Below are 26,859 nucleotides of genomic sequence, written 5' to 3' on the forward strand. Positions count from 1 at the left end.
CATGACCGCCACCGTTGGAACGTCCACCGAAGTCAAGGTCCACAAGTCCCATCTGCGCACGCTCGTCGGCACCGGCATCGGTAACGCCGTTGAATGGTATGACTGGGCCATCTACGCAACGTTCTCGCCGTTCATCGCGAGCGCACTGTTCAGCCAGGCCGACCCCACGTCAGCTGTGCTGTCCACGTTGGCGATCTTCGCCGTCGGGTTTGTCGCCCGTCCTTTCGGCGGCTTCGTGTTCGGTTGGATCGGTGACCGGATCGGCCGCAAGACATCCATGACCGTGGCAGTTGCCCTCGGTGCCCTCGGCAGCTTGCTCATCGGCATCGCCCCCACATTCCAGGCCGTCGGCGCCTTCGCATCTATGATGCTGCTCCTGGCCCGGCTCATCCAGGGCCTTGCCCACGGTGGCGAGCTGCCGTCGTCGCAAACGTACTTGTCCGAAATGGCACCCAAGGAAAAGCGCGGCTTCTGGGCGACCCTGATCTACACGTCCGGAACCGCCGGCATCCTTGCCGGTACCTTGCTGGGCGCGATCCTCACCAATGTCCTGAGCAAGGACGACATGAGCGCCTGGGGTTGGCGTATCCCGTTCCTGATCGGCGGTGCACTGGGCATCTACGCCCTGTTCATGCGGGCCAAGATGAAGGAAACCGAAGCATTCGAGGCTGAGACGCCCAAGGAAAAGCGTCTGCCGATGTGGCCGCAGATCGTCAAGTACCGTAAGCAGGCGCTGCAGGTCATCGGCCTGACGGTTGGCCTCACGGTGGTCTACTACATCTGGGGTGTCGTGGCTCCGAGCTACGCAGCCACCACGTTGAAGATGGACCGCGGCGCTGCACTCTGGGCCGGCGTGATCGCCAATATCGTCTTCATCGCCGCCCTGCCGTTCTGGGGCAAGCTGTCCGACCGCATCGGCCGCAAGCCTGTGCTGATCGGCTCGTCCATCGGTGCCATGCTCATGCACTTCCCCATGACGTGGCTGCTCAAGGATTCGCCGTGGCAGCTGTCTGTGTCCATGTCTGTGATGCTGTTCTTCATCGCCGGCAGCGCGTCCATTGTTCCGGCCGTCTACGCCGAGCTGTTCCCAACCCACATCCGCACCGTAGGCGTCGGCGTCCCGTACTCAATCTGCGTCGCAGCCTTCGGTGGCACCGCCCCGTACCTGCAGACCTGGCTCGGCACGATCGGCCAAGGCTACCTGTTCAACGTCTACGCAGTGATCCTGTTGCTGGTGGGCATCGCGTTCGCCTTCACGATCCCGGAGACGAAGGGCAAGGACCTGACGCACTAGGTCCTCCCAACTAAGTAGCAGCAGGTGCCGTTTTGAGCGCTCAAAACGGCATCTGCTGCTACCCAGTTGGGTTAAACGAACTTGTCGCGACCCGCGCGGTAACCAAAGAACGCGGCCAGCGAACCGACCACCAGGAACAGGATTCCCGCAGCCCCGAATCCGCCGGTGGCTTGGTGCAGTTGGCCCACCAGCAAAGTACCCACGGATCCCACTCCGTAGCCGACGCCTTGCATCATCCCGGACAAGTGCGCGGCCGTATGCCCATCGCGGGTGCGGACCATGATCATGGTCAGGGCCACAGCTGTGAGTGATCCTTGGCCCAGCCCGAGCAGGCCGGTCCAGATCCAGATCAATTCCGTCGGGCCGAAGATGCTCAGGGCGAAGCCTCCACCGGTCATGAGCGCCACCACGGTGTTGATGGCCCGCTGATCCTTGAGGCGCGTTGCCAGCGCCGGCGCAAACAGCGAGCCAAGCATCTGCAGCACGATCGACACCGACACCATCAGTCCAGCCGTTCCGCCGTCAATGCCGCGGTCCCGCAAGATCGGCGCCAGCCAAGCGAACACGCTGAAGGACATCATCGCCTGCAGCACCATGAACGCCGTAACCTGCCATGCCACCGCCGAACGCCACACGTTGACGCCGCCGCCCACGGCCTGGTGCCGTACGGGGTGCTGTCGGATAGCCAGCGGCAGGAAGAGCAAGAGTACGACGGCGGCAGGTACCGCCCAGAACCACAGCGCCGAGGTCCAGTGGCCGGTTGCCGTAAAGACCGGATACGTGAACCCGGCGCCAAGTGCTGCCGAGGCACAGATGGCAGTGGTGTAGAGGCCGCCCATGAGGCCGAGGCGGTGCGGGAAATCTCTCTTCACCACGCCCGGCAGGAGCACGTTGCAAAGCGCGATTGCGGCTCCGCATGCCGCCGTTCCAGCCAGGAGCGTGGGCAGGTGGCCGACTCCGGGGATTTCGCTCGGCCGCAGCAGGAGTCCCGCTGTGAGGACTGCCATCGCGCCGAGCAGCACCCGTTCCGCTCCGAAACGTCGAGCCAGGACGGGGGCGAGGGGTGCGAAAACTCCCAGCAGAGTCACCGGCACGGTGGTCAGCACTACCACCGCCCAGCCCGGCAGACCGGCGTCGGACGTTATTTCCGGAAGGACAGCCGAGAAGCTCGAGAAAACCGTCCGCAGATTCAGCCCGATCAGCACCAGGCATACGGCCAGGTAGACCAGTCCCCGTTTACTGTCCAGGTGCGTGGGTTCCGCTGGCGGTTCTTCGTCGATCTCGGCGTCGACTGCTATTTCGGGGAGGACTGATTTCCCTCGGTAGCTGGGGGTCTGGGAGGAGGTCACACGTCCTATTCTGTCAGCTGCACGTGATGGGGGTTGCTGGGCGGGATGTGACCGCAGTTGGGGTCCGCTGCCCATCGAGCTCAGCAGCCTGGCCCGCCCTTGTGAACGCTGCCGTGCGCTCAAAGTGTCGCCAGATCACCGCTTTGCAGAGAATGGCGCCCGATCCAGCACATCGCACACACTTGAGATTTGCATTAGTGGCAGTCACCCCCAAAACGTGATGCCAAAATTCGAAATATTTTATAAAACAGATAACAACGACAGAATATTCTTTCAAATCGAAAAAAGATGGCGTGCGATCTAAAAAGAGCCATAAATTCCAATGGCAAAAACTACCGCGAGTTATACTATGCCTACTGAGGGTAGAGTTTGCCTAGTTGCATTCCTTCTTTAAGGCGACACCGAGATAACACACATTCTCCCGGTTCACTCTTTCTTCAAGTGCAACGCCGGAATCCTCCCATACCTTGGACGTCAAAAGGGCAGGCCAGCCGTCAATCCAAAATCAAGGAGGAGCGTCTACGCAATGAACAAGTCACGAGCTCATGTCATGGCGGCTGCCGTGCTGCTGCTCATCAGCCTGCCCTCTTGTGCCCCAGGATCAGTCAAACCTCTCGGCTCCGAGTCAAGTCAGGCAGCTCCCACGAGTTCCAATGATGCGTACGCCAACATCCCTGCAAACCAAATACAACAGGCCGGCATGGACGTTGACTTTATGTGGGAACCTGAGGATCCATTCTACGGATTCAACGAGTACCCCGTCGTGGCCCGCGTATACATCGAGTCAATCGACAGCGGGCGATCGTTCAGCCCAATCTCCAATCAGTATGTCTTCCCGCAAACTGTCGGAAGGATGTCCATCAAAGAGGTCTACAAGGGTGACCTTAAGCCTGATGTCCAAGTGAACTATTCACGGGTTGGCGGAACTGTAACCTACGACGACTACTGGAATAGCCTCAATCAAGCCCAGCAGGAAAAGATACTTCAGTTGAACCGGGGTCAAAAACCGACTGACGCGAAGTACATTCAGGCGAAGATCACCGACGACATCGACATTGAAGCCGGCAAAGAATACGTTGCCTTCCTTCAGCTGGAAACCTCCAAGGACGGAAGCCTCAAGGAGTACTCGATCAACGGGTATCAGTACGGACTGAGAGAGGTGCGAAGCACTGGTGCCGAAGCTACTGTTCTCAACAATGCGACGCAAGCATGGGAGAGCCTCGGCAGCTTCGTGAAGCTTCCTTAGTTACTGGTACCTGGCAAGGCCTAGACGAACGACCTCCGCCGAACCCAAGTATTCTGGAAAGGATGAGCGAAACCCCAGATTCCCCCCGTCCTGTGACCCCCGGCAGCCAGGCCTCGTTCGGCACGTATGGTGGACGGCCGGTGAGTTTCGTGCGCCGTGGTACACGACTTCAGGGCCGCCGGCAGGCAGCATGGGAGGAACATGCGGACCGCTGGGCCATCCAGGTTCCGCGGCACGTCGCCAACACCTCGGTGCACCCCGATTACACGTTCGACGCCGAAGCAGTGTTCGGCCGTAAGGCTCCCCTGATCGTCGAGATCGGTTCAGGCCTGGGTGACGCCGTGTGCCATGCCGCCGAGGAGAATCCGGACAAGGACTTCCTGGCCGTCGAGGTCTACACGCCCGGGCTGGCCAACACCATCATCAAAATCAACAGCCGCGGCCTGACCAACGTGCGCGTCGTGGAAGCCAACGCCCCTGAGGTCCTCGAGTCGATGCTCCCGGCCGGTTCGGTCAGCGAACTCTGGGTGTTCTTCCCTGATCCTTGGCACAAGGCCCGCCACCACAAGCGCCGCCTCATCCAACCCGCCTTCGCCTCAGTTGCGGCCAAGGCCCTCGAAAAGGGCGGATACTGGCGCATCGCCACCGACTGGTCCAACTACGCCGTCCACGTTCGCGAAGTCCTTGCTGATTCCACGGAATTCGAGAACATGCACGAAGGCGAGCGCAGAGGCGAGGAAAGCCCACTGACGCAAGTGTGGCAATCCGGCGTCGAATCCGTAGTTGGTGGGGCCCCTGTGAAGGAAGGCCGCGCGCCTGTGAGCACCGAGCACACCGGCCCGAACGAGGGAGTGGATCAGGAAGGCGGCTGGGCTCCGCGTTTCGATGGCCGAATCCGGACGAGCTTCGAGAACAAAGCCCACGAGGCGGGGCGCATGATCTTCGACCTCACGTACCGCAAGATCTAGGCAACGGATATTGGGGGAACCATGAGCTACCAACCGCCGACTGACTACTATCAGCAACCTCAGCAGTCCGGGACGCGGGGTCTGGGCGCCGGCATCACCAGCATCGTGGCCGGTGTGCTCTCCCCCATCGCCGCTATTGTCAGCATCCCTTTGGGCATCGCGGCGATCGCCTCCCAGCTCAGCCGCTACAACCAGGGCAACGACGCATGGTGGGTGGGTGCTTTGGTGCTCGCTGCTGTGGCGGTTCTGCTGGCCATAGTGGCTGTCGTGTGCGGCCTCATTGCCGTCTTCCGCGCCGGGCGGATGAACGCCGGCCGCGTCACGGGCATCATCGGGCTGGCGATCATGGCGGTCAATATCTTTGGCGTCACGTTCCTCGTCTTCCTGCTGCTCGGCTCAGCGCAGGGTGCCTGAAATGCCTCAAGTACGCGCCGAGCGCTTCATCAAGTTGGACCCGGACACCGCTTTCGCCCTCTCCCAGACCACCGGTGAGTTCCGGCTCAAATGGGACCCCTTTATCTCGGCGCAGGGTTTCCTGGACGGCGCCACCGCCGCGGGCAAAGGCGTCAGGACACGAACCGTTTCCCGCATGGGTCTGAGAATGGTCAGTGAGTACGTCTCCTACTCACCGCCACGCAACGTGGGCATGACCATGGTGTCCGGGCCGTGGTTCTTTGAAAACTTCGGCGGCGGCTGGCGGTTCACGCCCCACGACGGCGGCACACGGGCCGTTTGGAAGTACACCTTTTCCTGCCGGCCGGCCCTGATGAGGCCGGTGGCGGAGAGGGTCGGCGCTTGGCTGTTGGGCCGCGAAATCGAACGCAGGATCGAAGCGTTCGCGCGGGCGTGCGAGGATCCCGCGCTGGTCGCTGAGCTGCAAGCAGGTCGCTGAGCTGCAAGCAGGTCGCTGAGCTTTTCAGGGACCTGCTCCCTGAGCTCTCAAGGTACCGCGACGCCTGCGGAGTCTTGGGGAACGGACTTCCTCAGAACCTCTCACGGGCCCGAACGCTCACGGAACCGAGATCGAGGCCACCGTGTTCTCGGCTTCGTCCCGAAGTTCAACACCTGCGATCCCGGTCAGCTGCACCGGGGTTGCCCCGGTGATCTTGATGCGTCCGCTGGGCGTGGCCGTCCAGCCGCACGTACGCTCTTCCGCGCCGTCCCGGCCCTTCACCCACAGGTACAGCGTCCCCTGCAGTGGCATGCTCCTGCCCTCGACCTCAAGCTCGGTGCCCCAGGTCTTCTTCACCATGCCTACGGTGAGTTGCAGCCCGCTTTCGGCCTGGACGGAATAGCTCGCGTCCGGTTTGGGTGGTTGGTTCAGCGCCGGACCGGCGAGGAAACCAATGGCGAGGCAAGCGGCAGCAACAGCGCCCACAAGAGCAGCCCACCGCCGTCGTGATTTCCGCCTGCGTGCCGACAAATCGATCAGGACGTTCTGCGGAACTGTCTGGGCAGTCGACTCAAGGGGTGACAGGGCGCTGGCGTTGCCGGCCACGGTGAGGGCTACGGCATCGGCAGCGGGCACGGCGTCGAGCAGCGCCGGGATGCTTTCCAGTTCCTCCAGCCCGCGCCGGCATTCAGCGCAGCGGGCGAGGTGGTCCTCGAACGTACGCTGCTCATCTGGCTCCAGCCCGCCAAGTAGGTAGGCGCCCAGCAACTGGTGCATGGAATTCTCGTTCATCGTTCCACCCCCATTTCGTCAAGGATTGTTCGGAGGGCTTTCACAGCGTAGAAAGCCCGGGATTTCACTGTGCCGCTGGGGATGTTCAGCCTCAGGGCGGCCTCGTTCACGGTGTACCGCTGGTAGTGCAGGGCCACCAGGACTTCGCGATGTTCGTGGCTGAGCCGCAATAACGCCTCCTCCATGAGGACCCGGTTCAGCAACTCGTCCACACGCTCAGCCGCGGCGTGATCGGGCATATCGTGCTCGCCGGTCTCCGAAGGCCGCCGCTGCGCCTTGCGGTAGTTGTCGATGATGACGTTGCGGGCCGTTCGGAAAAGGTAACTGCGAAGGCTCCCCGTGATCTGCGGGGCGTGCTGCCACACCTTAAGGATGGTTTCCTGGACCACGTCGTCGGCCATATGTGCGTCCGGGGTGCAACTGAGCACGAAGCGTTTCAAGGCGGTGCCGTGGTCGCGGTAGATCGCGGCCACCACGTCCTCATCCAGCGGCATTGCCACCTCGCTTCCCTCTTGTTGCCTTTGCGGCGTGTCCCTGCGCTGATATGACGCCGCACGCCGGGAAACGGTTCAGTCCTGTGAACCATTCTTCTCCCGCTTGCGTCATAGGGGTACGCATCGGCTGGTCCCGGCCGGTTCATCACAAGGAGCTAAACATGAAGAAACGACTCAGCTTTGGATTCGGCATCTTGGTTTTGGCCGCAGCTCTGGCCGGTTGTGGAGGCAGCCCGGGAACGACCACCACTCCATCTGCCGCGCCTGCTTCCTCGGCCCCCTCGGCTTCGACCTCCGCTCCTGCGTCGAGCCCGGCGTCGAGTCCGGCGGCAGCCGGTGCGGAGCTGAAAGTAGCTTCCTCGAGCCTCGGGGACGTCGTGGTGGACAGCAAAGGCATGACCCTCTACTTCTTCACCAAGGACGTCAAGGACTCCGGAACCAGTGCATGCACGGCCGCTTGCCTTGCGGCCTGGCCCGTTTTCACCACGACGTCGGACGCCCCCGCTGTTGAAGGTGTCACCGGAACCGTGGGAACCATTGCGACGCCCGACGGGAAGAAGCAAGTCACGCTCAACGGCATGCCCCTGTACTACTTCGCCAACGACAAAGCACCGGGCGATGTCCTGGGCCAGGGCGTGAACAACGTCTGGTACGTGGTGAGCCCGGCCGGGGAGATGGTCAAGGGCGCAGCGGCGGCCTACTGACATCCCAGCGTTGCTCCTGTCCCCGCTGCTCCTCCGTCGAGTTCGCGGGAACCCCGCCGCGTCGCCGGAACCTTCCGTGCGAGCGCGCAGGATTCCCGCGAACTCACGCTCCAGCACCATCACCTGAGCGCCCGAAGTATGCGCTCCTTGAAGGCGCGCTCTTGAAAGAGGTCCTTCCATTCGAACCGGATGAAGCGCCAGCCGTCCTCAACAAGGGCCTTCTCCCGTCGCCGCTCCTGGAAGATGACCTCCTCCGTAGGTTTGAAGTCGAAGTACTTGGTTCGCCCGTCGAACTCCAGGGCCAGCTTTTCCTCTTCCCAAGCGAAATCCAAGCGATGGCGCCCCATGCGGGACTGCACCTCGAATTGTGGCTGCGGAGGCTTGATGCGTAGCCTCTGCATCAACTCACGGGTCAGCGTTTCGCCCGCAGACTCGGAGCGGGGATCCGCATTGTCCAAGGCCTTGCGCAGCGTACGGATGCCCCTCTTTCCGGCAGAGGCTGCAGCCATGTTTGAAAGAGTGCTGAAGTCGGCGCCCAGTCGCAAACCATGGTCCATGACCACCAGTGCCTTGGGATAGCTAAGCATCCTGGCAGCGTCGAAGATTGTTCGTTCAAGGCTGGTGGTACGCATGCCCTGAACCACCACGACGTCGTCCTCACTATAGCTTTCTGTATGGCCCCGAACATCCTTGCCCCAGCGATCGGATGAGGGCCTTACGGGGTGAAGGACATGAACCTTGTCATCCACACTCCACAAGAACAGACCATGGAGTCGCGCCGCCGAAAGATGGCTGTAGACAAAGCCACCCGTTGACGTTGTCAAAGTCCCGTGGGCATGTGCCACAATCCGTGCCTTGGCTTGCCCCCTCGGCCCCAGGGCCTTCCACCTGCTGGCCCTGATGTAGCAGCCATACCTCAAGCGATGCAGCTCGCCCGCGTCCACCAGCGCTTTAATGCGTCGACTGTTGAGACCAAGCCGGAGCAACTCGTCGGTTCGCCACATGTTGCCGCGTTGAGGTAGCGAACGGGCTGTCGGGACGGGGGTTTCAGTAGATGTTGGCTCCATCGATTCAGCATGGCGACTGCCTATGGAGTCGCAGAAGTGCTGTGCCACCCTATGTGGAAAACTGGCGCCGAGACGGCGGAAACGATGCGAGAACGCGGGAGGTTTGCCGTCGCGGTCACAGTGTTCCAGCGAAGTCGGGCGAAGTAATGGAAGCGCTGCAGGCTACCATCGGGACATGGACCAGACCCCCGACCTTAAGGCGGCCGCCAAGACCTGGCAGACCATGGTAGATAGCAACCAGGCGCTGCTGTTGCGGAAGTCAGGCCACGATTTTCACTGGTGGGCCGAGCAGGGCCGGGCCCAAGGTCTTAAGAACGACGCCGAGCTCCGGCACTGGATGCGCGACGAGCACGGCATCACGGGCTATGCCCAGTACGCCGTCTCGTGGGAAATGTTCGGTTACCCCGAGTTCATGCTCCGAGACGCCGACGAACTCATCGACGGCCAATACGCCAACCGCCCCGAGCTCCGACCGATCGCCGATGCCTTACTCGCTTGGTCTGCGGAGACCGAGGGCGTCGCTATCCAAATGCGCAAGGGGTATATATCCCTCCACAGTCCGCGGCGGAAGTTCGCCCAAGTGACCAGGGCAAACAACACCACAGTGGACGTTGCTCTGCGGGTGGATGCCCCGGCTGAGGGCCGGCTGGAAGCCGTGAAGGTGCGGGAGGGCGACTTCTTCCACCGCCGAGTGCGGCTCCGGTCCATTGACGACGTCGACGACGAGTTGCTCGCCTACCTAGCCACGGCGCTGGACCAGAACCGCTAAGCGTTCCACGAGATCGCCGGAATCGCCAGGAACGCTACGGCGGTCCCGCAGCGTTCCGGCGAACTCGGCGGCAAGACCTACGCGTCAGCGAACTCGTCGGACTCCTCAAATTCAACGGCTGCGATAATTTCCTTCGTTTCCGGGTGGATCATGAAGGCTTCGTCGTCGTCTTCGACCATGATGTAGTCGCCGTGGTCGGTGGAGAAGTGCCATGCGAGGGTCTTCTCGCCGTCGTGCTCGTAATTCGGGTCGCCCATGGTGATCTTCTGGAGCGAGTACCCAGCGACGTCGCAGAGTTCGCGGATGATGACCTCGAACTCGGGAGCGTTGGCGAGGGCTTCTTCCTCAGCTTCGGCTTTGCGCTCTTCAAGGTCAGGGATCAGGGAAACGCGCTCGGCAATGTGGGCGTGGATCTCCTCGTCGGACAGTACCAGCAGGTCGGACTGGTCCCGGAGGAAGGCTGCGTTGAGCTCGATGATGTCCTCTTCTTCGAGCAGTGCCTCGAATTCGCCGTCCAGTTCGTCCAGGACAACTACGGCCGAGAGCGGCGTTTCGGACTCGTCAAGGTCCCCATCCAGGTAGGCCTCGGCCTCGTCCTCGCTGAGGGCGTCGAAAGCGGCGGCCGTGCGGTTGAACAGGTCCAGGTGGCGGGTTGCGCCCATACCTGCCAGGCCTGCACGCACGTACGCGTCCACTTCTTCACGCTCAGGAACGGTGAAAACGTACTGGGCGAACCCGCCTGCCAATGCCTGCGTCAAGTAGAAATCGACGAAGTAGCTATTGAGCGCAGCGGGGGCGATTTCGTCGCTGTTGAGGAGCTCCTGGTACATCTCGTTCACGACGTTGACGTTTGAATCCACAACATCCGCATTGCCGGCTTCGAAGCTGGTCTTGTTCAGGACGACGGGGTACTCGTTGGTAGTCATGGGAAATCCTCACTGCTGAAAGCTGATGGTGCTCCGGACACCTTCAAGGTACGCGTGGGAGTGGCGCGGCAATCGAGGTTGAGGTTAACGGAGGGCGAAGTTTGGGGGCCGTTTCCGGCTGACTAAGATTGAGCAGATAACCTCCTGCCGAAAGTAGCCCTACGCATGCCGTCCCACACAGACGAAAATTGGGAACTGGCCATACAGACTCCTGCCATCAACGACCGCTCGCTCGCGGCCGGACTGGCCTATGCCATGGGCAGCAGGGTGAGCGGGATTTCCTTCGACGGGTCCACGGGCCTGCTCCTCGGCAAGGTTCGCGGCAACGGTCCGCAACCATATTCGACGTCGGCAAAACTGGTCCGCAAGCCCAGCGGCTGGAGCTGCACGGTGGGCATCTGCAGTTGCCCGGTCCGCAAGGACTGCAAACACGTTGCCGCGCTGCTTTTCACCGCCGAAGACCACCCCACCATCCGTCCACAGTTGCTGTCCGCATCGCCCGGCTCGCAAACGGCGTCACGCCCGGGTGCGGGCGATCAGGGCGGCTCGGCACGGCCGGCATGGGAACAAGCCCTCAACAGGCTGATCGCGAAGCCAGGTTCCGCCCCGAGCACTGCCGGGGTTCCGTTGGCTCTGCAGTTCGAGGTCGAAGAGCCCGCCGCCCACTTCTCCTACACAGGCCGCCGCGACCCCATGCGCAGCGTCCGTCAGCTCAAGGCCCGCCCGGTCATGATGGGCGCCAAGGGCAAATGGATCCGCGGCGACGTCTCGTGGAACAACCTCAGCTACGTCAGCTACCGCAGGGAGTTCAACGAGTCCCACGTCGAGTGGCTGCAGACGTTCCTGGCAGCACACGGTTCCAGCAACGGACGCCAGCAACCATCCGGGGCGATGTGGCTGAGCCTGAACGATTTCGCCGGGAAGAACCTCTGGACCCTGCTCTCCGAGTCAGCCAAGATCGGCATCCCGCTCCTTCACACCGCTGGAAGCGAGCCTGTCCGCATCGAGTCCCAGCCCGCCGTCGTCGGGCTGAGTTTGGCGCGCTTGGAAGCAATCGCCGGCGGCAGCGAGGCGAAAGCGCACGACGGCGGACTGCAGCTTGCGTCGTCGGTGACACTGGGTGGCGAACAGATTGATGCCGGCTCCGTGGGCTTCCTCGGCAAGCCGGCATACGGAATCTTTTTCACGCATGGCGGACCCGAAACGCTGCCTGGCGTTCCGTCGCAGGACAACCTCATCACGCTGGCCCCTTTGGAGGGCGGGGTGAGCGACGAACTGCTGGAGTTCGTCACGGACGGTTCCACGCTGCAGATTCCGGCGGAGGACGAGAGCCGCTTCCTGACCTCGTTCTACCCAAAGCTCAGGCAGTCCACGCCCGTTCAGGCTGCCGACGAATCCGTTGAGCTGCCCACCCTTGCAGTTCCCACGCTCTCGCTGCTCGCTAATTACGGCACGGACCACAAGGTCCGGTTGCACTGGGAATGGCATTACAAATCCGGCACGCTGGTCACGGCCCAGCCGCTGTGGCGGCACCCCGAGGACCGCGGATACCGAGACGACGCCGAGGAAGCCCGCATCCTGGACACCATAGGCAGGCCATGGGACGTGGTGCCCGCGCTGGCCGAATCAGCCACTGGTGGCTGGGGAGCTCCACGCCTCACGGCAACAGCGGAACTGGGCGGCCTGGACACGCTGGCATTCACCGAAGAGGTGCTGCCCGCGCTCAAGGAACTGCCCGACGTCGTGGTTGAAACCTCCGGCGACATCGCCGAATACCGCGAGGCCGGCGAAGCGCCTGTTGTGTCCATTTCGACCAAGGAAACAGCCAGCGGCGACTGGTTCGATCTCGGCATCGTCATCACTTTGGAGGGCGAGCCGGTCTCGTTCGCCGCCGTGTTCTCGGCCCTCGCGGCCGGACAGAGCCGCATGCTGCTGCCCAGCGGCGCGTGGTTCTCACTGGACCTGCCTGAACTCCACCAGTTGCGCGCGCTCATCGACGAAGCGCGCTCCTTGCAGGACAACCCGGACAACAAGGACGGCACCCTCCAGATCAGCCGATTCCAGGCCGGGCTCTGGGACGAGCTCGCGCAACTCGGAATTGTGGACGAGCAGGCGGCCGCGTGGCGCGAAGCCGTGGGCGGATTGCTCGACGACGGCGTGACCGGGCTGCCGTTGCCGGCCGGCCTTAACGCTGAGCTGCGTCCGTACCAGCTGGAGGGATTCAACTGGCTCAGCTTCCTGTACAAGCACAGCCTTGGGGGCGTGTTGGCCGATGACATGGGCTTGGGTAAGACCGTTCAGGCGATCGCGCTGATTTGCGCTGCGCAGGAGTTGGCGGCTGCTGCTGTTGATACAGCGGCCGGCGAGGCTGGCGGCGAGGCGGCTGGCGAGGCTGGCGGCGAGGCTGGCGGCGAGGCGGCTGGCGAGGCTGGCGGCGAGGCTGGCGGCGAGGCGGCTGGCGAGGCATCCGAAGACGCGCCCCGCGCTCCCTTCCTGGTGGTCGCACCGACGAGCGTCGTGAGCAACTGGGCCGCAGAGGCACAACGATTCGCGCCTGGGCTCGTGGTGCGGACCGTCAGTGAAACTTTTGCCAAGAGCGGCATGGCGCCGATCGAAGCGTTGGCGGGCGCCGACGTCGTTATTACGTCCTATGCGTTGTTCCGCATTGATTACGATGCCTACGCGTCGTTCCTGTGGGCGGGGCTGATGCTGGACGAGGCGCAATTCGTGAAGAACCACCAGTCCAAGGCGTATCAGTGCGCGCGCAAGCTGCCGGCCAAGTTCAAGCTGGCCATTACGGGCACGCCGCTGGAGAACAACCTCATGGAGTTCTGGGCTCTGACGTCGATCGTGGCGCCGGGGCTGTTCCCGAGCCCCAAACGGTTCGCCGAGAATTACCAAAAGCCAGTAGAGAAGAACGGCGACTCGGCGCAGCTGGGCAAGCTCCGGCGTCGTGTCCGTCCGCTCATGATGCGCCGCACCAAAGAGCAGGTCATCAAGGACCTTCCGCCCAAGCAGGAGCAGATCCTCGAGGTGGTCCTGAACCCGCGGCACCAGAAGGTTTACCAGACGCATCTGCAGCGCGAACGGCAGAAGATCCTGGGCCTGATCGATGACGTGAACAAGAATCGCTTCACGATTTTCCAGTCGTTGACGTTGCTGCGGCAGCTGAGTTTGGATGCCTCGTTGGTGGATTCTTCGTTGTCCGGGGTGCGCTCCTCCAAGCTCGATGTGCTGTTTGAACAGCTGGAGGACCTGGTTTCGGAGGGCCACCGGGCTCTGATTTTCAGCCAATTCACCGGCTTCCTGGGCAAAGTCCGGGAGCGTTTGGATGCCGAGGGCGTGGAGTACTGCTACCTCGACGGCAGCACCCGGAACCGCGGGGACGTGGTCAGCGAATTCAAGAACGGTGCCGCTCCGGTGTTCCTGATCTCGCTGAAGGCCGGAGGCTTCGGACTCAACCTCACTGAGGCGGATTACGTGTTCCTGCTGGATCCGTGGTGGAACCCGGCGTCCGAGGCACAGGCTGTGGACCGCACGCACCGCATTGGACAGGCGCGGAATGTGATGGTGTACCGGCTGGTCGCGAAGGACACCATCGAAGAAAAGGTCATGGCGTTGAAGGCCAAGAAGTCGCAGCTGTTCGCGGATGTGATGGAAGGCGACGCGTTGGCCGGCGGCTCGTTGACGGCGGAGGACCTGGCGGCGCTGTTCGCGGAGTAGGTTCCACGGCAGGTCGCCGGGAGCACTCACGTCATGCAAACTGCTGTACGCGTCGAGCTTCAGTCGTCCAACCGCACCCCGCGGAGCAACAGCATGGTTCCGCCCACAGCGACGGCTGAGGCAAGGAATACCCCCGCCGCCCCTAGGCCGACAGCCACCACACCGATTGCGCTGGGCAGGACAACCTGGCCCACCCGGTTTCCGGCGAGTCTCAAAGCGAGCGCGCGTCCGCGTTGGCCTTCCGGCGCCTGGGCTGAGAGCCACGACATGGTCAGCGGTTGCCCGATTCCCAGGCCGAGGCCCAAGAACGCCATGACTATGAAGAGCAACCACACGGGCATGGGGATGGCCGCCACCGCGAGTGCGATGGTGGAGACTGCGAGACTCAGGACCAGCAGCTTCATCCGCCCCAGCCTGCGGGAAATGCTGCCCAGTCCAATCCGCGAGACCATCGAGAACACCGCGCGGACGGTCAGCATAAGGCCAACGGTGGCTGCCGTCAGCCCGCGTTCGGCGCCAAGGGCGGGGAGGTAGACCACTGTCAGGTCCACCACGGCCAAGACTGTAGCGCTCGTCGCCATCGCCCTGATCACGCCCGGTGTTCGCAGCAATCCAATGGTGCCGCCCTTGGGGTCACCTGCTGACTTCGCCCTGCTTGTCCGGCTACTGACTCGGCCCGAGACAACAAAGGTGGTCAGGAACAGCACCAAGCTCATGGCCGTTGCGAGAAGGAAGATCGCCTGCGTGTCCGGGCGAACCGAAGCACCACCCACCAAGGAAATCGCCAACGGACCAAGGGCTTGGCCCAGCGACGCTGCGAACGTCAGATACCCGAAGGCAGAGTCCAGACGCGACGACGCAGCATTGTTTGCGACCACTGCCTGTTGTCCCACCACACAGGCCAGCTGACCTGCGCCAAGCAGCGCCGTGCCGGCCACCAGCGCGGGGACTGACGTCCCCCAGAGCAGAAGGAACGCGGAACAACCCAGCACGACGGCGGACCCGATGGCCATGAGCCGACGCTCGCCGAGGCGGTCCACCAGTCCGCCGATGGGCAGGGCGAGCAGCAACGGGAAGACGGCATAACTGGCGGCCAGAAGTCCGAGTGCAAAGCCGGGGACGTCCAATTCCAAGGCACGGTAAGTGGTCGCTGGCCGAACAAGGAAAGTCACGGCCTGGATGAGGGCCGAATGGATCAGGAGTGCGGAGGACGAGCGCGGTCCGAGATCGCCGATCATTCGGCGACGAGCCCAATGCCGGAGATGGCGCGCAGCGTTTCATCCCGGGCAGCGATGACGTGGTCAAACGCGATCTTCGCTGCTTTGTCCGGCTTCTTGGAAGCTATCGCCTCGACCAGGATGCGATGGTCTGCCAGTGCCTGTTCGCGGCGGTCGGGAGAGTTGTTCGTGAAGTGCCGATAGCGCACCACTTGGCTGGCAATCTGGTCATGGAAGCGCTGGGCCCATGTGTTTCCCGCAATATTGGCGATCGTGGCGTGCAATGTCACGCCGTACTTCATGGCTTCATCCGCGAACCCGACCATGGCAGCGTTGCGTTCAAGGATGCCCTGCAGCTTCTCGATGTCCTGGGCCGTCGCGTTTGCGCACGCTTCCCGGGCCATCAGGGACTCCAGGGCAGCGCGGACGTCGTACAGCTCCGAAATCACCTTCTCATCCAGCACCGGTACCAGCACTCCCCCGGTGGGTTGCTGCTCAAGAAGGCTCTCCGAAATCAGGCGGCGAATGGCTTCCCTGAGGGGCGTGCGACTGACCTGCAATTCGGTGGCCATTGCAGGCTCGTAGATGCGTTGACCCGGTCTGAGCTCAAGGCTGAGGATGCGCCTTTTGAGCTCGCTGTAGACCAGATGCGCGCCCGTGTTCCGTGGTTGTGGATGTGCCATGTCCGCCCTCCGCCGGAAGTGTACTTGTATACATCTATACAGAATTTAGAGGCCGGAGACAAATAGGGCCAAGAGCTCGCCCTCTTGCTGATCATGAAAAGAGGGCGAGGCTTCTCACCGTTTTGTCCGTTTGGGCAGCTCTCCCTGGGTCAGTGCCGCGCCCAGCGGTACGGCGTCGTCGTCGAGACTTTCAGCAGTCCGTAGCGTTCGAGGATTGGACGTGAGTACTCGGTGGAGTCGCTGTGGATGAGCGTCTTGCCCATGTCGAGTGCTGCCTGGGCGCGTCGGGCCGTCAACGCCCGGTAGATTCCGCGGCCACGCCACTCTTCGAGGGTCGCGCCGCCCCATATCCCCGCGAAGGCGGTCCCCGGAACGGGCTCCAAGCGCCCGGCACTGACGATCCGACCTTCCGCCTCAGCCACCCACAACTGCATTCCGTCATCGAGTGAAAGCCGGCGAAGCAAGGCATCAGCCATTTCGCCTGAAGCGGGTTCGCCAAATACTTCGTCCTGCATTGCACTCATGGCCCGCACGTCAGGTTCGTCAAAAACCTGCCGCAACGACACCCCGTCGGGCAGCGCAACGTGACCGCTCAACGCCTGAGCCTCGCCCACCATGATCGATTCCGGGGAATCCTCGGCGAAGCCGTTCTCCAACAGGGCCTCATGCAATCCGGGAGCGTGGTCGTGGCTACGGCTTTTCCATTCGACGCGGTTGATCCCAGGCTCGTTTTCGAAGTAGGCGATCGCCTCGGCAACGAGTTTGCGGACCGTTTGCTTGTCTGCACCGCCCAGATCCCTGTACGTGACGAAGCCGCGCCCCTTCATGAAGGTCACCAGACGCAGGGGCCCGTGCTGGGTGACCTTGTGTGCGCTCGGCGTCTCCGCGTCGGTGCGTAGCTGCTCGTCATAGGCGGCGAGGAAACGTGCTCTGTTTTCAGATTCGCTCATTCCGAGAGCCTACTTCCTGTTGCCCAGACGGTCGCCTCAGCACCTCCGTCACCGGCAAGAATCACGACGGCGGCCCGGTCGCCGTCGTGCGCGGGACGTGAGAGCGCGTCCAACCAAACCCGACGGGACGTGAGAGCGCGTCCGACCAAACCCGACGGGACGTGAGAGCGCGTCCAACCAAACCCGACGGGACGTGAGAGCGCGTCCGGCCAAACCCGACGGGACGTGAAAGAGCGTCCAACCAAACCCGACGGGACGTGAAAGAGCGTCCAACCAAACCCGACGGGACGTGAAAGAGCGTCCAGCCAAACCCGACGGGACGTGAGAGAAGATCCGGGATGCACGAAGGGGACCAGATCATCCGGTCCCCTTCGTGGTGGTTCAGCAGCGCTGGTCAGTGCCAGGCTTCGGGCCTCACTAGCCGCGGCAGAGCTCGCCGTACTTTGTGCCGGCTTCCTGATAGGCAGCAGCGAGCTCGGTCATCTTGTCCTCGCGCTCTGACTTGGCCTTGGCATCCGCGGGCTCTTCCTTCACGAGTTCATCCGAGTACTCAAGGATGGCCTTCACCACCGGCTTCATATCTTCAGAGGCCACCGGTTCGATGGGGCGGATGGCGTTCGCGACGCGCGTCGTTGCGGTCTTGCTCGCGTTGCTGGGGAGGCTGGCCACGGCGACACCCACCCGGTCACAGGTTTCTTCGGTGGTCAGCTGCGGCGCGGAGCACGCGGAAGCCGAGGCAAGCAGCCCGGCAGCGATCAGGACAGTGGTGAGTTTCTTCATGATTCCCTCAATGGTCGGTGTCCCTTCGATTGTAAGCAGACCGGAGGCACCGACGTGCACCGGCAGGGCGCATTCGGCCCGCTGGCCTAGGCTGGAGCGTATGGCGATCATTCACAAAGCAACCCTGACCCCGTCCAAGCTCGAACTCATCGCTGACTACCTGCCGACGCAACCATGGTTCGACGCCACCGGCTCAGACCCGGAGCTCATTGGCGCCTACCGCTTTGACGATCCCGCCGGCGAGGTCGGCCTGGAGACGCACGTGGTGGCCGCCGGCGACACCGTCTACCAGGTCCCGCTAAGCTACCGCGGCTTCGCACTGGCCGGCGCTGAGGAGTGGCTCATCGGCACCATGGAGCACTCGGTCCTGGGCAAGCGCTGGGTCTACGATGCCTGCGCCGACCCCGTCTACGTCAAAGCCCTCGCCACCGCGATCCTCACCGGCCAGGATGAGGCGGAACAATTTGTCGACGCCGACGGCAAGCTGGAGCCGAGGCCCAGCACGGTCAGTGTTAAGGGAAGCGGAACGGCCGACGGCGGTATCCCCACTGTGAGCGCGTCGGCGCCGGTTTCGGGCAATGGGGTAACGATCATCGACGCCGGCGAGCTTCGGCTGAGCGTGGCCCGGGTGGTGGACGTGACCGCAGCGCCTGCGGACCTCTCCCTCAACGGCACGTGGCCCGGCCAGGAGAGCCCGGTGCCGCTGGCCGCCGTCGAACCCCGCTAAGCAGTCAAACCCGGCTATGCAGCCGACCCCGTTAAAGCGGGAAACAAAGTAGGCAACCAAACAGCTGCGGGAAGGACACTCCAAGTGTCTTCCCCGCTGCTGTGGCGCAAACGACTAGAGCGCCGGGGTCCTGGGTGGTGCCGTGCGGCGTGAACCTGTGGCTTCGAACGCAGCCGCCAGTGTCAGCAATGCTGTGTCGTCGTAGGCACGGCCCGCGAAGGTAAGCCCCACAGGCATGCCGATGTCCGCCATGGTTCCCATCGGCACGGTGACGGTGGGAATGCCGAGGTGCCTGGGGACGAGGTTGCCGTTGGCCACCCACACGCCGTTGCGCCAGCCGAGGTCCGCGGAAGCCGGGTTGACGTCCATGTCGGCGGGTCCGACGTCGGCCGCTGCAGGGAAGAGGACAGCGTCCAGTCCGAGTCCGTCCATCCATTCCTCAAGGTCAACGCGCCGGGTCTCCTCCAGACCGCGCACTCCGCTTTCCAGCTCCGGAATCTCAGTGAACCGGGACACGCCGTACTCACGGACCTGCCGGGGATACGCGGAGATGTGGTCGTCGAAACCGGAGTAGCGGTCTGCGAGGGCGCCCTTCGGGTGCGGGAAGATCGCTGCGCCGTCCACGTCGGCAAGCCTGTTGAGGGCGGGATCGCCGTTGGCGCGCAGGAAGTCGTCCCATGCCCAGGCTGAGAGGTCCTCGATTTCACGCTTGAGGTACTCGGTGGTGACCAGGCCGCGGGTCGCGATGGTGGGCGCTCCCGGGCGGTCGCCTTCGTAATTGGAGACAACGGGGAAGTCCACCAGCACTACCTCGGCGCCTGCGGCCTCAAGGTCACGCTTCGCGGCCTCCCAAAGGTCAATCACCGAAGCCCTCGTCTCGATGCGCTGCCCGGTGGGTCCGCCGATGCCCGGCTGCGCGCTGGAGCCGGCGTCCGGGTCGGCGTTGACGTACATGCGGGGCACTCCGAAACGCTTGCCCGCTAACGCCAGCCTTCCGCCGTCGGCCGTTTCCACGCCGAGCGCCAAGTACGACTCCGGCCGGACCTCGGACGATTTCGGGATCTGGACCCACGGCTGGGCACGCCAGAAATCGCCGCGTTGCTCGGCGTCGTCGGCAACGATCACGTCGAGCAGCTCAAGCATGTCCGCCATGGTGCGCGTGTGCGGCACCACCACGTCCATGGTGGGAACCAGCGGCCAGTTTCCGCGCACCGAGATGACGCCGCGCGAGGGCGTGTACGCACACAAAGCATTGTTCGACGCCGGTGCGCGGCCACTTGACCAGGTCTCCTCACCGAGGCCGAAGGCTGCGAAACTCGCCGCCGTCGCAGTGCCGGAACCGTTGGAGGAACCGGAACCGAAAGCAGCTGTCAGGAAATCGGCGTTGTACGGGCTTTCGGCCCGTCCATACACGCCGCGCTGCATTCCGCCGTTGGCCATTGGCGGCATGTTCGTGAGTCCGATCAGCACCGCACCGGCATCCCGCAGTCGCTCGATAGTGAAAGCATCCCGTTGGGCAACCAAGTGCTCAAAGGCCGGCGAACCCGCAGCTGCCGTGAGCCCCTTGGCCAGGTAGCTGTCCTTGGCCGTGTACGGGATACCGTCCAGCGGACCCCTCGTAGCACCCTGCGCGCGGCGGTCATCCGAGGCGCGGGCGTCGGCCAACGCCTGGGGGTTCATGACCACCAGCGCGTTGAGCTTGATACCGTTGCGGTCATAGGCATCGATGCGGTCCAGGTAGGCCTGGGTGAGTTCCACGCTGGTCACCTCGCCTGCCTCCAGGGCCTCGCGCAGTTGCGCGATGGAGGCCTCGACGACGTCGAAGCGAGCCATTACGCCGCACCTCCTGCGAGTTTGGGCTGCTGCTGGGTGATGCAGTGGATGCCGCCGCCGCGAGCCAGGATAGGCCGGGCGTCCACGGTGACCACACGCCGGCCGGGGTAAGCCTCGGCCAGGATCTCTGCGGCGAGTGCATCGGCGCGTTCTTCGCCGTAGCCGCAGGCGATCACTCCGCCGTTGACAACCAGGTGATTGACGTAGCTCCAGTCCACAAACCCTTCCTCGTCGCGCAACGTTTCCGGAGCAGGCAGAGGCACGATCTCGAACGGCTTGCCCGCCGCGTCCGCCTGCGTTTCCAGGAACGCCTGAAGAGTGCGGCTGACCTCGTAGTCAGGGTGCTCCGGGTTGGTCTGTGAGTGCAACAGGATGCGACCCGGAGTGGGCAGGGTGGCCACCATGTCGATGTGGCCGCGGGTGCCCATATCCTCGTAGTCGCGGGTCAGGCCGCGGGGCACCCAAATGACCTTGGTGGCACCGATGGTGCGGGCAAGTTCCGCTTCCACGCCCGCCTTGTCCGCGTACGGGTTCCGGCTCGGGTCCAGCTGCACGGTTTCGGTGATCAACACCGTGCCTTCGCCGTCCACATGGATGGCGCCGCCCTCGTTGACCAGCAGCGAGCTGACCAGCTCCGAGCCGGACCTTTCAGCCACGAAGCGGGCCATTCCGGCGCTCTTCTGCCATTCGGACCATGCCGGGGCACCCCAGCCGTTGAAGATCCAGTCCACTGCGCCGAGCACGCCGGGACGTTCGTTGTCCAACACAAAGGTGGGTCCGACGTCGCGCATCCAGAACTCGTCCAGGGGCGCCTCGATCCGTTCGATTTCGCTGCCCAGCATCCGGGCAGCGCGCTCGCGCTCGCTGGGGTCCACCACCATGGTGACCGGTTCGAATTCGGCCACTGCATGGGCGACGGCGGTCCAGGCCGCGTAGGCCTCTTCGGCCGAGGCGGCGTCGTCGCCGAGCGTCAGGCCGGTGCGGGGGAACGCCATCCAGGTGCGCTCATGCGGTGCGGTTTCGGCAGGCATTCTCCAAGCCATGGGGGACTCCTTTATTTCTCACGCTTGCTCACGCGCTGATGCATTCGCTTGGTGTGCTCGCTTGTTGATCGTGCGATCAACAATGATGAAAAGGTAATCTAGACTGTTCTGTAATGTCAAGCACTCCACAGAAGCGCGCAGCCCGGAAGTCCCCGGCCGAGCGCGCCGCAGAAATCACTGAAGCCGCCCGAGAGATCGCACTCGAGGCCGGCCTGACGGCCCTTACGTTGCGCAATGTTGCCGCCCGCGTGGGTGTAGCCTCAGGCCTCGTGGCCCACTACGAGCCGAACATGGACGCACTGGTTTCAAGCACGTTCGCCACGATTGTTGCAGCGGAAACCCAGGAAATCGCAGGGTTGCTGAGTCAGCTGCCCGGACCCTCGGAGCGACTCGGGAAGCTGGTAGACACCCTGCTCGACAACAGCAGGCTCGATGTCACCGCAATCTGGGTGGAAGCCTGGACCCTGGGTCGTCGCAACGAGGCCTTGGCCGCCTCGGTCCGCGAACAGATGGACGCCTGGCAAGCCGTCTTTCAGGGAGTAGTGGAGGACGGCGTGTCGAAGGGCGCTTTCGACGTTTCCGACCCCGCCGCCGTCGCCTGGCAGATCCTCGGAATGGTGGATGGCCTGAACGCCCAAGCCCTGGTTCGCTGGGATGGCGTCAACGACCGCGGCACGCACCTTGCCCGCGCAGTGGAGGGGATGGTCGGCGCAGCCCGCGGCTCACTCGTTCCCACCCCAGGATCATAGGGCGACGTCAGCGCGCCAAGTGTACGCTTGCGCCCTCGAACCACCGATGCACGGGCGATGCGTCAGGCTCCTTGATGATCGCGTCCAGCAGTTCGGTGGCCGCTTTGCCGTAAGCACGCGGCGCGAGGTCGATTGAGCTGATGAGCGGATTGCCCGTTTCCAACGCAGCCGCACCGGCAAACGAAACGACATCCAGATCCTTGCCGAGTGCGAAGCCTTGGGATTCCAGGACGATCTGGCTCTGCGCGGCCTGCCCCTGCGCACCGCACACCAGCGCGTCCGCGCCGCCAACTTCCACGGCTTGCTTGATCGCAGCTACCAGGTCGCGCGGGCTGGAACCGGCTCCAACCTCGTGCACGCGCGGCTCAAGCCCGTTGCTGAGGCACCAGTCAGTGAACGTGTTGCGGGTATCGACGGCCCAGGAGGACGCGATGGCGTCGTCAACCGCGAGCAGCGCCGGCCGGCGTCGTCCGCGCGCCAGCAGATGCTCCAGCACCTCAGTTTGCAACTCTGCGTGATGGGCCTCCAACGTTCCCTGCACCCGCTCCTCGCCAGGCCCGGAGTATCGGCCGACACTCACCGTCGGGATGCCACTGGCAAGCAAAGCTGCCACCAGCGGCTCCCCCGGTGCGGGGTCAATGGCGATCACTCCGTCCACCTGGAAGGCCATCCGCGGCGTCAGCTCGCGTGCGAACAGCGTGACGTCGTAGTCAGCGGCGGCTGCACCCTCGGTGACGCCGAAAGCAAAGTCCATGTAGAACGCCAAGCTGCGGGCAACCGGCGGAATGTGGAGGCCGATGGTGCCGATCCGATTCACGCGCAGGCTGCGGGCTGCGCGATTGGTGACATAGCCCAGGCGGTCCGCGGTTTGCTGGATCAGCTCGCGCTTCTCATCTGAGATACGGCCTGAGCCGCCCAGGGCACTGGAGACGGTGGTCTTGGACAGGCCCAGCTCACGCGCAATGTCCATGATTGTTGCCCGGGTTCTCGCCATGACCTCATCCTAGGCGGCGCCCCCGCTGCCGCGCTTCCCGGATCTTCGGGAACCTCTTGACATTACCCGTGTGACGTCTCACACTTTTATTTGCGGGAACGTTCCCGCAAATTGTCTCCTTCGCTTACATCCGGCCAACGACGCCCGGAGGAACGGATCCCCCCAATGTCCCAAGCTGTCCTGACTTCGGACCGCCGAAGCCACCTCCGCAGGACGATCTTCGTGATCGACATCCTGCTCCTACTTGCCCCGCCCGTGCACTGGCTCTTCAGCGACGGCCAATCCTCCATTTGGTACTTCCTCATAGCCAACGCCGTGGTCACGCTGTCACTCTTCGGGCTGTGGATGACGCGGGACATCGACGAGGAGGAGGCGCCATGAACATGTTGATCGGCTACGGCGCCATCCTGTTGTTCACCGTGCTGGTGGTTATTGTCATGAACCGGGGCCGGCGCGGCGACTCGTCCATGAGCGAATACGCCACCGGCGGCCGCTCGTTCAGTTCCTGGTTCGGCACCATGGCCTTCCTCAACACGTGGCTGGCCGGCACCATGTTCGTTTCGTTCGCCGGACTGACGGCCAGCGCTGGTTCCATTGGCTTCTATTCCCTGTCCTACTCGCTGCTCAGCGTGGTGCTGATGTTCTTCCTTGGCACGCCCGTGAACAAATGGGGACGTATCCACGATCTCCGTACCCAGGCAGATCTGCTGGGCTTGCGCTACAACTCGCGTTCAGTGCGCGTGATCGCAGCCATTATTGGAGTCGCTGCTTCGATTCCGTGGGTTGTCCTGGGCATGCAGTCCCTGGGCCTGGTCTTTTCGACCCTCTCCTTTGGCCAGGTCTCCCCCTACCTGGCAGTGGTGATCGGCGTCCTTTTCATCGCCGCACGCCAGATCTGGACCGTAAAGCTTGGCACCCGTGGACTGATCGTCAGCGACATGGTCCAAGGGATCTTCGCCTACGGCATCGGCTTCCTCATGATCGTCGGACTCCTGGTGTGGCTGTTGACCAACGGCCATGGCTTCGGCGAGGTCGCCCCGGCTCTCCTTCAATTGCCGGGCCTCGACAGCCAGGCAGGCCCGTTCTACCTGTTCTCCCTGATGTTTACGGGAATGATGGGCGCCTGGTGCTGGCCGGATTTGTTTGTCCGGATGTTCAGCGTCAAGACCCCGCGAACGGTACAGAAATCCGCTGTGCAGGCAGCACCCATCATGTTCCTGTTCTCCGCCGCACTCACCACGGTGTGCCTGCTGGCATCCAGCGTTCCAGGAGTGTCCGAGGCTCCGGATACAGTGTGGTTCATCCTCGCCGGGGTGGGCGGCGTGGGAATGATTGCCCTGGCCGGCGGGTGCGTAGTGGCCGCCACCATGGGCAACGTCGGCGCCAACCTTCAGGCCGTCGGCACCCAGTTGGCCAACGACGTCGTCGGCGTCCGCAGCCACCAGCGTATTGAATCGGCAAAGGGCGCAAAGATCGCGGTAGCCATCATCACCGTGGCCTCAGCCGGAATTGCACTCCTTCTGGCCAACCAGGTCTCCGGCCTCATTGCCGTAGCCTTCGTGTCCTACCAAGCCATCTGCCAACTGGCGCCCACCCTCCTGCTCGGGATCTTCTGGCGGCGCGGAACAGCTGCCGCAGCCAACGCCGCCATGGTTTCCGGGATCCTGGTGGCCGCCGTCCTGGAAGTCATGTACCCCAGCCCGCTGTCCATTCCCTGGCTCGGCGGCCTGACGTCCGGCGTCGCCGGACTGATCGTCAACCTTGCCGTCTACGTTGTGGTCTCCATGGCGAAACCGGCGACGGCGGCAGAACAGTCCCGCGTCGACGCACTGTTCGCAGGACTGAAGAAGGGGAAGACCGAACCCGTGAGCCAAGGAGCACTGAGATGACCGCCGCAGACGCCATCGTCCTTGCGGGCACCATCCACACCCTGGATCCGCACAAGCCAGGCGCCACCGCCCTTGCGATCCGCGACGGCCGGATTGCCGCCGTCGGGAGTCCCGCGGACGTTGAGCCGTTCCGCGGAACCGGCACGATGGTCCATGACTTCGGCGACGCGACAATCGTTCCCGGCCTGAATGACAGCCACACGCACGTGGTTTTCGGCCTCGAGCTGGCGCGCGGCGTGCAATTGACGGACCTCGGACCCCTGGCAAAGGTTCAACGGACTATCGGTGACGCGGCCGCTGCAGCCAAGCCCGGCGAATGGGTCATCGGCTGGGGGCTCGATCCAAACCTGTTCACCGAAACCGGGTTCAACGGCAGGATTTTCGATCCCGCCACCGGTAGCGTGCCGATGTTCCTGCGGATGCGGGACGGCCACTCGGCAATCGTGAACTCCGCCGCCTTGGACGCCGCCGGGATCAGCGGCAGCGTTGAGTTTCCGGATGAGTCCGTGATCGACGTCGACGACGCCGGCCGGCCCACAGGCTACATCGTCGAGTTCAGCGCAATGGACCACGTGACCAAGGTGATCCCGCAGGAAAGCTTCGACGTCCGGGCCGAAAGGCTCGGGACCCTGCTGGCCGGGATGGCCGCCGTCGGCATCACGTCCACGCACGTGATGGACTTCGCCGAAGGTTCCGCCGAACTGGTCACCCAGCTGGAGACACTCGGCGAGCTTCCACTGAGGCTGCGTTTCTCCCCAATGGTCAACGCCGGAGCGTCGCTGAACGAGCTCGAAGAGGCGGCCGCGCTGCAGGGCACGGGTGGAAGGCGTTGGCGTGTGGAAGGGGTCAAGTTCTTCATTGACGGCACCATCGACAACGGCTCGGCCTGGCTGGAGCAGCCGGACGCCTACGGCGAGAACCATGAATCGGTGTGGACCGACCCAGAGGACTTCCAGAAAGCGTTGAGGTACTTTGTGGAGCGCGGCATTCCGACGGCCACGCATGCCATTGGCGACCAAGGCGTTCGCTACGTCCTCGAAGCCCTCGAGGCATCCGGCGATGCGCGCCACTTGGCCGCCCACAGGGTGGAACACATCGAGACCATTCCTGACGATCTGGTCACCCGATTCGCCGAGCTCGGTGTGGCCGCGAGCATGCAGCCCGTCCACGGCACGCACCACACCCGCGCGGACCGGAGCGACAACTGGTCAGTGCGGCTAGGTCCCGAGCGCGCCGCGCGAGGGTGGAGGTGCCGAGACCTCCGCGACGCCGGAGTCACCGTGGCCCTGGGCTCGGACTGGCCCATCACGCCCTACGACCCCAGGGCCATGATGGCCGATTCCATCCTGCGCCGGCCGGTGGAGAGCCCCGGTATTGCACCCGTGCAACCCGAACAGGCCCTCACCGCTCTCATGGCCCTGGAGGGTTACACGAGCCATGCCGCCGCAGCTGCCGGGCTGAACTCGGAATGGGGTTCGATTTCCGTGGGCAAAAGGGCGGATCTCACCGTCTTTGCCCGCGATCCCTTAGCCGTGACACCGGAGGAGCTTGCTGGCACAGCTGTGCTGGCAACGCTCGTGGACGGCGTCCTGCCCTAGGTATGTGCTTGTTCTGCTGACGCTCCTTCCCAGTTACTTCGCCCAGCACCTCCGGAATGCCCGGAACTACGCGGCGCCAGCCCCGGCTTTGCCCGGCATTGCTCGGCTTTGCCCGGGCTTTCCGCGGCCGGCTCGGAGGTAACTGGGAAGGAGCGCACGCTGGCTGGCTCGC

At 63.6% G+C, this 26,859-nt stretch carries 25 protein-coding genes; 13 read left to right on the forward strand and 12 right to left on the reverse strand.

Annotated features, from left to right (window positions below; genetic code table 11):
* Nucleotide 1 precedes the first annotated feature (1 nt).
* Complete coding sequence (locus tag ACIQC5_RS13470; protein ID WP_400282967.1) at nt 2-1,294, forward strand: MFS transporter; 1,293 nt, start codon at nt 2-4, stop codon at nt 1,292-1,294.
* A gap of 71 nt (nt 1,295-1,365) precedes the next feature.
* On the opposite strand, the gene ACIQC5_RS13475 is transcribed toward ACIQC5_RS13470, so the two are convergent.
* Nucleotides 1,366-2,643: an MFS transporter gene (locus ACIQC5_RS13475; protein ID WP_400282969.1), complete on the reverse strand. Its 1,278-nt coding sequence runs from the start codon at nt 2,641-2,643 to the stop codon at nt 1,366-1,368.
* Nucleotides 2,644-3,169: 526 nt separating this feature from the next.
* Between ACIQC5_RS13475 and ACIQC5_RS13480 the strand changes: the two genes are divergently transcribed.
* The 4 genes from ACIQC5_RS13480 to ACIQC5_RS13495 all read left to right on the forward strand — a co-directional run bounded on the left by ACIQC5_RS13480 (nt 3,170) and on the right by ACIQC5_RS13495 (nt 5,749).
* Nucleotides 3,170-3,889: a hypothetical protein gene (locus ACIQC5_RS13480; protein WP_400282972.1), complete on the forward strand. Its 720-nt coding sequence runs from the start codon at nt 3,170-3,172 to the stop codon at nt 3,887-3,889.
* Between the two features lie 62 nt (nt 3,890-3,951).
* Nucleotides 3,952-4,857 carry a tRNA (guanosine(46)-N7)-methyltransferase TrmB gene (trmB, locus tag ACIQC5_RS13485; protein ID WP_400282975.1) on the forward strand — a complete coding sequence of 302 codons (906 nt, stop codon included), beginning with the start codon at nt 3,952-3,954 and terminating at the stop codon, nt 4,855-4,857.
* Between the two features lie 21 nt (nt 4,858-4,878).
* Nucleotides 4,879-5,271 carry a hypothetical protein gene (locus tag ACIQC5_RS13490; protein ID WP_400282978.1) on the forward strand — a complete coding sequence of 131 codons (393 nt, stop codon included), beginning with the start codon at nt 4,879-4,881 and terminating at the stop codon, nt 5,269-5,271.
* A gap of 1 nt (nt 5,272) precedes the next feature.
* Nucleotides 5,273-5,749, forward strand: coding sequence for a type II toxin-antitoxin system RatA family toxin (locus ACIQC5_RS13495; protein ID WP_400282981.1), 477 nt, complete (start codon nt 5,273-5,275; stop codon nt 5,747-5,749).
* Nucleotides 5,750-5,866: 117 nt separating this feature from the next.
* Here ACIQC5_RS13495 and ACIQC5_RS13500 read toward each other — a convergent pair whose 3' ends face one another.
* On the reverse strand, nt 5,867-6,541 hold the full coding sequence (locus ACIQC5_RS13500; RefSeq protein ID WP_400282984.1) for a zf-HC2 domain-containing protein: 675 nt from the start codon (nt 6,539-6,541) through the stop codon (nt 5,867-5,869).
* Nucleotides 6,538-7,035: a sigma-70 family RNA polymerase sigma factor gene (locus ACIQC5_RS13505; protein ID WP_400283225.1), complete on the reverse strand. Its 498-nt coding sequence runs from the start codon at nt 7,033-7,035 to the stop codon at nt 6,538-6,540. The genes ACIQC5_RS13500 and ACIQC5_RS13505 overlap by 4 nt, the downstream gene beginning before the upstream one ends.
* 161 nt (nt 7,036-7,196) lie before the next feature.
* On the opposite strand from ACIQC5_RS13505, the gene ACIQC5_RS13510 reads away from it, so the two are divergent.
* Complete coding sequence (locus ACIQC5_RS13510; protein WP_400282986.1) at nt 7,197-7,739, forward strand: hypothetical protein; 543 nt, start codon at nt 7,197-7,199, stop codon at nt 7,737-7,739.
* 119 nt (nt 7,740-7,858) lie between these two features.
* On the opposite strand, the gene ACIQC5_RS13515 is transcribed toward ACIQC5_RS13510, so the two are convergent.
* Nucleotides 7,859-8,806: a DUF559 domain-containing protein gene (locus tag ACIQC5_RS13515; RefSeq protein ID WP_400282989.1), complete on the reverse strand. Its 948-nt coding sequence runs from the start codon at nt 8,804-8,806 to the stop codon at nt 7,859-7,861.
* Between the two features lie 175 nt (nt 8,807-8,981).
* Between ACIQC5_RS13515 and ACIQC5_RS13520 the strand changes: the two genes are divergently transcribed.
* Nucleotides 8,982-9,575, forward strand: coding sequence for a DUF5655 domain-containing protein (locus ACIQC5_RS13520; RefSeq protein WP_400282991.1), 594 nt, complete (start codon nt 8,982-8,984; stop codon nt 9,573-9,575).
* Nucleotides 9,576-9,652: 77 nt separating this feature from the next.
* On the opposite strand, the gene ACIQC5_RS13525 is transcribed toward ACIQC5_RS13520, so the two are convergent.
* A complete protein-coding gene (locus tag ACIQC5_RS13525; protein ID WP_400282994.1) occupies nt 9,653-10,501 on the reverse strand; it encodes a hypothetical protein in 849 nt (282 codons plus the stop codon).
* Between the two features lie 165 nt (nt 10,502-10,666).
* On the opposite strand from ACIQC5_RS13525, the gene ACIQC5_RS13530 reads away from it, so the two are divergent.
* Complete coding sequence (locus tag ACIQC5_RS13530) at nt 10,667-14,224, forward strand: SNF2-related protein (RefSeq protein WP_400282997.1); 3,558 nt, start codon at nt 10,667-10,669, stop codon at nt 14,222-14,224.
* A 59-nt stretch (nt 14,225-14,283) separates the two neighbouring features.
* On the opposite strand, the gene ACIQC5_RS13535 is transcribed toward ACIQC5_RS13530, so the two are convergent.
* From ACIQC5_RS13535 to ACIQC5_RS13550, 4 genes are all read right to left on the reverse strand, one after another.
* Entirely contained in the window at nt 14,284-15,462 is a 1,179-nt protein-coding gene (locus ACIQC5_RS13535; RefSeq protein ID WP_400283000.1) for an MFS transporter, read from the reverse strand.
* The gene (locus ACIQC5_RS13540; RefSeq protein ID WP_400283003.1) at nt 15,459-16,124 is read right to left on the reverse strand and encodes a GntR family transcriptional regulator; all 666 of its coding nucleotides are present in this window, start codon (nt 16,122-16,124) and stop codon (nt 15,459-15,461) included. Before ACIQC5_RS13540 ends, ACIQC5_RS13535 begins: the two co-directional genes overlap by 4 nt.
* A 149-nt stretch (nt 16,125-16,273) precedes the next feature.
* Nucleotides 16,274-17,074: a GNAT family N-acetyltransferase gene (locus tag ACIQC5_RS13545; RefSeq protein ID WP_400283005.1), complete on the reverse strand. Its 801-nt coding sequence runs from the start codon at nt 17,072-17,074 to the stop codon at nt 16,274-16,276.
* A gap of 417 nt (nt 17,075-17,491) precedes the next feature.
* Nucleotides 17,492-17,854, reverse strand: coding sequence for a hypothetical protein (locus ACIQC5_RS13550; protein ID WP_400283008.1), 363 nt, complete (start codon nt 17,852-17,854; stop codon nt 17,492-17,494).
* A gap of 100 nt (nt 17,855-17,954) precedes the next feature.
* Between ACIQC5_RS13550 and ACIQC5_RS13555 the strand changes: the two genes are divergently transcribed.
* Entirely contained in the window at nt 17,955-18,581 is a 627-nt protein-coding gene (locus ACIQC5_RS13555) for a hypothetical protein (protein ID WP_400283011.1), read from the forward strand.
* A 114-nt stretch (nt 18,582-18,695) separates the two neighbouring features.
* On the opposite strand, the gene ACIQC5_RS13560 is transcribed toward ACIQC5_RS13555, so the two are convergent.
* Nucleotides 18,696-20,414: an amidase gene (locus ACIQC5_RS13560; protein ID WP_400283014.1), complete on the reverse strand. Its 1,719-nt coding sequence runs from the start codon at nt 20,412-20,414 to the stop codon at nt 18,696-18,698.
* Nucleotides 20,414-21,457 (reverse strand): agmatine/peptidylarginine deiminase, encoded by a 1,044-nt coding sequence (locus ACIQC5_RS13565; protein WP_400283016.1) that lies wholly within the window; start codon nt 21,455-21,457, stop codon nt 20,414-20,416. Before ACIQC5_RS13565 ends, ACIQC5_RS13560 begins: the two co-directional genes overlap by 1 nt.
* A 113-nt stretch (nt 21,458-21,570) precedes the next feature.
* Here ACIQC5_RS13565 and ACIQC5_RS13570 point away from each other — a divergent pair, with 113 nt between their 5' ends.
* On the forward strand, nt 21,571-22,206 hold the full coding sequence (locus tag ACIQC5_RS13570) for a TetR/AcrR family transcriptional regulator (RefSeq protein ID WP_400283019.1): 636 nt from the start codon (nt 21,571-21,573) through the stop codon (nt 22,204-22,206).
* Between the two features lie 7 nt (nt 22,207-22,213).
* On the opposite strand, the gene ACIQC5_RS13575 is transcribed toward ACIQC5_RS13570, so the two are convergent.
* The gene (locus ACIQC5_RS13575) at nt 22,214-23,200 is read right to left on the reverse strand and encodes a LacI family DNA-binding transcriptional regulator (RefSeq protein ID WP_400283022.1); all 987 of its coding nucleotides are present in this window, start codon (nt 23,198-23,200) and stop codon (nt 22,214-22,216) included.
* Between the two features lie 165 nt (nt 23,201-23,365).
* Between ACIQC5_RS13575 and ACIQC5_RS13580 the strand changes: the two genes are divergently transcribed.
* From ACIQC5_RS13580 to ACIQC5_RS13590, 3 genes are read left to right on the forward strand one after another with little or no spacing between them, the layout of a single operon-like run.
* Nucleotides 23,366-23,581, forward strand: coding sequence for a hypothetical protein (locus tag ACIQC5_RS13580; protein ID WP_400283025.1), 216 nt, complete (start codon nt 23,366-23,368; stop codon nt 23,579-23,581).
* Nucleotides 23,578-25,089, forward strand: a complete 1,512-nt coding sequence (locus tag ACIQC5_RS13585; RefSeq protein WP_400283028.1) for a sodium:solute symporter — start codon at nt 23,578-23,580, stop codon at nt 25,087-25,089. The genes ACIQC5_RS13580 and ACIQC5_RS13585 overlap by 4 nt, the downstream gene beginning before the upstream one ends.
* Nucleotides 25,086-26,687 carry an amidohydrolase gene (locus ACIQC5_RS13590; RefSeq protein WP_400283030.1) on the forward strand — a complete coding sequence of 534 codons (1,602 nt, stop codon included), beginning with the start codon at nt 25,086-25,088 and terminating at the stop codon, nt 26,685-26,687. Before ACIQC5_RS13585 ends, ACIQC5_RS13590 begins: the two co-directional genes overlap by 4 nt.
* Nucleotides 26,688-26,859 lie beyond the last annotated feature (172 nt).

This window comes from Paenarthrobacter sp. NPDC092416 (assembly GCF_044755025.1).
Classification (GTDB): domain Bacteria; phylum Actinomycetota; class Actinomycetes; order Actinomycetales; family Micrococcaceae; genus Arthrobacter.